The sequence below is a fragment of the Xanthomonas sp. D-99 genome, assembly GCF_017746145.1.
Taxonomy (GTDB): Bacteria; Pseudomonadota; Gammaproteobacteria; order Xanthomonadales; family Xanthomonadaceae; genus Xanthomonas; species Xanthomonas cissicola.
Window position 1 is genome coordinate 1 of the sequence record NZ_JAGHWU010000081.1, and the last position, 5,410, is coordinate 5,410.

Below are 5,410 nucleotides of genomic sequence, written 5' to 3' on the forward strand. Positions count from 1 at the left end.
GAATATGGCGCTCGGCGGCATCACGCCTGCCATGAAGTTGGCGATGGCCGCTTAGCTCCACTTCTGGCGACCGCTAAAAGTGGGGGGATTACCGGGTGATGTCCAAGGCGCGCGCGAACTGTGGGTCCGCCGGCAACATCAGGCGGTTCTCAGGCGCATGAATATCGAACTTTCCCGCTCGCTGGAGGAGGTCTAGCAGCTCGCTGTTTTTCAGCGTCTGCTGTTCGATGTTGTGGTGATCTTGAAAATGCGTTCGGTAGTTCGACATGAATCCGGCTCCCTCCCTGTTGCCTCGGTCAAGCAGTTAGCGATTCACCACGTCGTAGAACCACAGGCCATCCGACTGGCCCTGGGTGCCAATACCTGCTGCTTCCACTGCGTCCTTGAACACACGGTCGCAGAAGACGCCGCCATGAAACGGAAGCCTAAAGACGTGTGCCCCAGCGAGAACGTCACGCTTAAAAGCCAGCCGTGTGCCGCCAGCCATGTCGTAATACTTGCCATCTTCGTAATCGTCGCTGACCTCGATGGTCAGCTCTGAAGCGTCTTCGTCCAGGGCATCCACAGTGCGCACCACATCACAGAGGAAAACGCGCGGCCCCCTGGACCCGTCCGGCAATGTGTAGTCCGTGTCCGCAAAAACGAATGCGGACGGGTCTACGTGCTCCATGACCTGCCGCAGACGATCAGAGACCAGCCAGTAGCCGCTGAACCCGCCTTCCAAATCTTCGGGCAGGGATCCCTCGCTCGGGATGTAGACCAGACGCGGCGTTTCTCGCAATGTTGGAAAACCACCCTGTTTCGGCTTCAGAATCAGTCGCGGAGGAGTCAGCAATGCTTCCCGGTTTTCGAAGACCACGCCGTGGCCTTTTCCGCCTCGACGAGCATCTGGCCGCAACTGGAAGAACTCACCCTCTTTTGGTTCATTGGTCATCATCGTTTCCACGCGTTGCACCCCGTCCATAGGCTTACATCCATTGAACACCGTGACCGGAGTCTAGCGCTACCGGTAGCTGCTTGGGCAGACAAAGTAGGCAAGACTCTTGCAACACCGCCGCAGTGTCGCGCACCACCCGGATCGACCGTTAGCGCCTGTGTCCAAGGTTTCAGCATCCCGCTCTCCCTGAATACGCGTAATTTGACTCATTGATGTGCTGGGTTGACTTTCCATAAGTGGCTTGCTAGGATATAAACCAGAGCAGTCCTACAGCACCTCATAGTTCAGCGCCCTCAAGGCGGTCTAGAGGAAAGCCGAGGGGACTGCTTTTTTTTGTGCTTACTTGCTTGGCTTATTCCTACTCGGCAGCCCCTTAGGAATAACATCATCAATATGCACGTAACCAAGAGCATCCGAACGGATCGGCACGACGATGTCGAAGGTATTTAGGCCATCGATGACACCTGGCACGAGTAAGTGCGGACGGCCATTTTTCTCAACTCCGACCACTGCAGTGTCTGAGCAACCGGCGACGAGCCACTCCACATACTTAGCGCCCGAAAATCCATCTTTCAAGACTCGGCTATTGTAACCGTGCTGAGGCTTAAGATCGAGTTGCAACGCACAGACGTATGTCTGGCTACCCCATAGTTGGCGCAAAGCTGTTGTAAGGTCAGATTGCTGCTGACTGGTCAGAATTATGGCTTTACGAATCGTTTGTCTCGGTGGCTGACCTCCAGCAGATGAAATGTAGCGAATTAGCTCTTTATGCGCATCTGGTCGAAATGCCAAGCCATTCCCCTATCAAAATTTCTCATTTAAATAATTTGTCTGATAGCTTTAGCCACTCTACTACTGTTTGCCAATCACATTCTAGCTCGAAGATTTTTTAAATGCGGTCACTCTGTTAGCAAACGTTAGCTCTAATATAAAAATCCTTCTGGCCGCCAAGTGCGCAGCAACAGCCATCTTAACTTGTCGTCCGGACGATCATGTCAATCGACTGCTCAAAGCCATCCAGACAATTGAGGTTTGGGAGACAGATGCCAGGATCTGCAGTTCTTTCGTTTCCCTAACAGCTCCTCGCACATTTAAAGATCTCATTTGTGCTCCACGGATATGCATCTACCTCGGCAGTCTAGCCTCGGCAAACCGCGCAGGTTAAGGGGGCGGGCTATGCCCATCCCCTTGCTGCCAAGCTGACGCTCTTCTGGCCACCGATGACCAAGTGGTCGAGGACTCGGATGTCCAGGAGGCCCAAGGCTTGCTCCAGGCGCTTAGTGACCTTGCGGTCAGCTTCGCTGGGCTCCGGATTGCCCGAAGGGTGGTTGTGGAAGAGGATGAGGGCGACGGCGTTGAGCTCAAGGGCACGTTTGACGACGACCCGGGGATGGACTTCGCAGCCGTCGATGGTGCCTGAGAACAAGTGCTTGGTAGAAATGATGAGGTGCTGGTTGTCCAGGAAGACGACACCGAAGACTTCGTGCGGCAGGTGAGCGCAGCGGGCGACCAAGTAGCTGCCAGCTTGGTCGGGGCTGTGAATCCGGCCCTGGCGTTGAAGGCGCTGTTCCAGAATGGTGGCTGCCGCGAGGAGAATCCCTTCCTCGTCCATCTGAAGTTGATACTGGACTGCTCGGTCTTGGGTGCGCTTCATCGTTTTGTCTCCACCAGCGCGTTGTGCGCCTCGTGGGAACCGAGAGGCGAAGCGTTCGGCCCTACCGCACCCGGGAGTGAGCACCGCACAAGCGGCGCGCAGCGGAGGGCCGCAACAAAGCGCCAGCGTCGAGAAGGAGGCTCGCCCTTGCGATAGGGACAGCGAAGCTAGGATTCCCTTCAAGAGGCCCAGCGCTGGTGAAGGCACATCATGCATGCCCTACGAGGCCTGCGGGCTAAACGGCATTCGGATGGGAGGGGGTGATCGATGTCAGCAGGCGGCTCCTGGGCTTTGCAGCCAGTGGGGCTTCTGCGGACCTGTTCCTGCCTTACGCACGCATCGCTGCGCAGGAGAAGCACGCAGGCGTCGGGATAGACTGGTCGGCATCAATGGGCTCAGACGTGTTCGTCTATGTTTTCCAGCCCGTGCCACGACAAGATTTCCTGGGCCCGACGGCCGACGAACTGCGCGTCCTCGCTCGTCATCGCCTTGCTCTCGGTGGCAGCAGCCATGTTGGCAAAGGCTTGCCAAAAATGACAGCGATCAGGACTTGAGGCCCGCAGGGCGGGCACCGCAGCATCCAGGCGTTCGAGGTGACGGCGAAGCTCGGCTCTGTCCATGGGGCTGAGTATCGGCAGTGCGGTCGCACCGCTTGAGACGCCGCGGCCAACGCAGGGCAGCTAGCCCCCTTCACGTGCCGAGATGGCGCTGCTCAAGCGCCCCGTAGGGTGAGCGACCATTGGGTCCCACGTCCGGCAAGGTCAGATTGCGCTCTTAGCATTCGTCGCGCCATCGGTGTCGCGCCCTATTGGATGCCAGAAAGTTCCGAGGCACACATATCGCTGCTTTGAATATAAATCTGATTAATTCAACCGCGTCGCGGAGGTTGAACTGCTCTGCGACAACTCAATCCACAGAGCCCGAAATGGAACATGCATTCGCCATTGATGACAGGATTTCACATGCCGGCGACATGTCAGCCTCCTCACCGTTACCATTCAAGTGCAACTCCTACAGACACTTCGACGACACATACTCACATGCCAATCAGTCAAACGAACTTTCCAGGAATCTATATTTCCACTCAGACAAGCGCTCGAGAAGAGCCATACAAGAACCAAGTTGAATCAGCGCTTGAGAAGATTGCGGCCGGCAGCTCAGGCAGCGCTCTTCTTCAAGGCTTGAGCGCTATCAGCGCTCGCAAGAATCGAAAAGTGACCATAGCGGAGATCGGCGCTGAAGCGCAGCCCAATACCAGAGCCGTACTTAGCGCGAGCGAAGTTGAAAAATATGATCCAGAGACTTTCGCCGATAACCTAGAGCTCGCCAAGGAACGAGCAAGAAAAGGAAAGGGATGCAATGCCATTATAGAATGGAGCCCGCAGAGTCATATCGAACTGAATTCAAACGGCTCCCCTCTTCGTCTTGGATCGGATCCCGAGGAGTCGTTTGTAGTTCTTGCACACGAGCTTATCCATGCTCAGCATCTATTGGCGGGCACGTCGAGAGCCTACAAGGGTGGAGATCGCTACGACGAAACATCCGAAGCCGGAAAGGAGGAACTCAGGGCCGTCGGCGTCGGAAAATACGAATATCGAAAGACCAGGCAACCGAGCGAAAACTCCATCAGGCAGGAACATGGGCTACCTGTCCGCAAAAAATATAAGCCTCACGGCATGTGAGGCCGCATATCGGTTAAGCACTTGATTAGATCGTCACACCATCTCAGAGCCACACATCCTGCCGCTTCACAAGTGCCCGGCATGCCCCGGCTGCTCAGTTGGGGATACTGCCTGGAACATTTTTATCAAGCGGCATTACTCGTCAACGCTACTCCAGTCCCAGCGCCGTCTTCCCGAGCGAAGCGCTGCGCGTGGCTAAGCTAAGCATTGGATGACCATGTGCTACGACTAGAGCACAAGCTCGCTAAGCGCGGCCTAACCGCAACTTGGCATCAACCCTTGTCGTCCGCGTCCGTTAGCCCGTGCCACGACAGGATTTCCTCTGCTCGACGGCCGTCAGGCCCAGCCTCAGACCAGATTTTTGTGGGCGTTGGCCGTCAAGTGTGACCGAGCTCTACATTCCAAAATTACGACTGAATTTAGGTTTGACGATAGGAGGTGGCGGGGGTGAACCTGCCATGGCAGGGGATTAAAAAGGGGTTCTTGATGATTAAGACGATTGTGATGGCTGGCAGCCTAGTGCTCGCAGGATATGTCGGACAAGCCACTGCGAATGACATCCACTTCTGTGATGCCTGCACACAGGCGCAACGAGGAGCGCTTGCAAATCAGCTGACTTCGGGTCTCGGTCAAGCCTACATCGGTGATCGTTCGACCGGCATTCCATACCTCTACACGGTCAATACTGTAAACGGTCCCGTCTCTGTGGCGCCGCCGGGGATTCAAGAGCGACCTGTGGCACAAGCAGATATCGACCAGTTCGCCGTTTATTCGTCTGTATATCGGAGTTACGGAAATATCGGCACTCTCAACGTGAAGATTGACTTAGCTAATGGAACTGTCACACCCAGCTCAGTCAGGAAGATGGCCACGCCTGCAGCAGACCAGTCAGCAGCATTTGCTAGTGCATTTGATGTGCGTCGGGAAGGCGCAACGCGTCAGCAGGTCATACAGTGGCTTGAAGCAAACGACTGGCAAGTGCCCAACACCGGCGAAAATTTCATCTTCTTCATTCAACAGGTTCTGTCCAACGCTTACAAATGGAGGGGTAATCCCCCCACTTTTAGCGGTCGCCAGAAGTGGAGCTAAGCGGCCATCGCCAACTTCATGGCAGGCGTGATGCCGCCGAGCGCCATA

The 5,410-nt window shown here is 55.6% G+C and carries 6 protein-coding genes and 1 pseudogene; 2 read left to right on the forward strand and 5 right to left on the reverse strand.

The features are described from left to right. Window positions 1–88: 88 nt before the first annotated feature. The 5 genes from J7360_RS19585 to J7360_RS19605 form a co-directional block, all read right to left on the reverse strand. Window positions 89–268, reverse strand: a complete 180-nt coding sequence (locus J7360_RS19585; protein ID WP_244667845.1) for an AHH domain-containing protein — start codon at window positions 266–268, stop codon at window positions 89–91. Window positions 269–304: 36 nt separating this feature from the next. Further along, window positions 305–964, reverse strand: coding sequence for a DUF1629 domain-containing protein (locus tag J7360_RS19590; protein WP_017154955.1), 660 nt, complete (start codon window positions 962–964; stop codon window positions 305–307). A gap of 312 nt (window positions 965–1,276) precedes the next feature. Beyond that, entirely contained in the window at window positions 1,277–1,729 is a 453-nt protein-coding gene (locus tag J7360_RS19595) for a hypothetical protein (RefSeq protein ID WP_139792799.1), read from the reverse strand. Window positions 1,730–2,111: 382 nt separating this feature from the next. Then, window positions 2,112–2,591: a DNA repair protein RadC gene (gene radC / locus J7360_RS19600; RefSeq protein ID WP_209034571.1), complete on the reverse strand. Its 480-nt coding sequence runs from the start codon at window positions 2,589–2,591 to the stop codon at window positions 2,112–2,114. Between the two features lie 395 nt (window positions 2,592–2,986). After that, window positions 2,987–3,211 (reverse strand): hypothetical protein, encoded by a 225-nt coding sequence (locus J7360_RS19605; protein ID WP_209034573.1) that lies wholly within the window; start codon window positions 3,209–3,211, stop codon window positions 2,987–2,989. A 420-nt stretch (window positions 3,212–3,631) separates the two neighbouring features. Between J7360_RS19605 and J7360_RS19610 the strand changes: the two genes are divergently transcribed. Then, window positions 3,632–4,273, forward strand: coding sequence for a type III secretion system effector protein (locus J7360_RS19610; RefSeq protein ID WP_005997167.1), 642 nt, complete (start codon window positions 3,632–3,634; stop codon window positions 4,271–4,273). Window positions 4,274–4,759: 486 nt separating this feature from the next. Then, window positions 4,760–5,320 (forward strand): annotated as a pseudogene (locus tag J7360_RS21215) (hypothetical protein); the annotation flags it as partial. Window positions 5,321–5,410 lie beyond the last annotated feature (90 nt).

Bases quoted from the DNA above. Each gene is read 5' to 3' on its own strand.
- J7360_RS19585 (WP_244667845.1), bottom strand. From the start codon at position 268: ATGTCGAACTACCGAACGCATTTTCAAGATCACCACAACATCGAACAG.
- J7360_RS19590 (WP_017154955.1), bottom strand. From the start codon at position 964: ATGGACGGGGTGCAACGCGTGGAAACGATGATGACCAATGAACCAAAA.
- radC (WP_209034571.1), bottom strand. From the start codon at position 2,591: ATGAAGCGCACCCAAGACCGAGCAGTCCAGTATCAACTTCAGATGGAC.
- J7360_RS19605 (WP_209034573.1), bottom strand. From the start codon at position 3,211: ATGGACAGAGCCGAGCTTCGCCGTCACCTCGAACGCCTGGATGCTGCG.
- J7360_RS19610 (WP_005997167.1), top strand. From the start codon at position 3,632: ATGCCAATCAGTCAAACGAACTTTCCAGGAATCTATATTTCCACTCAG.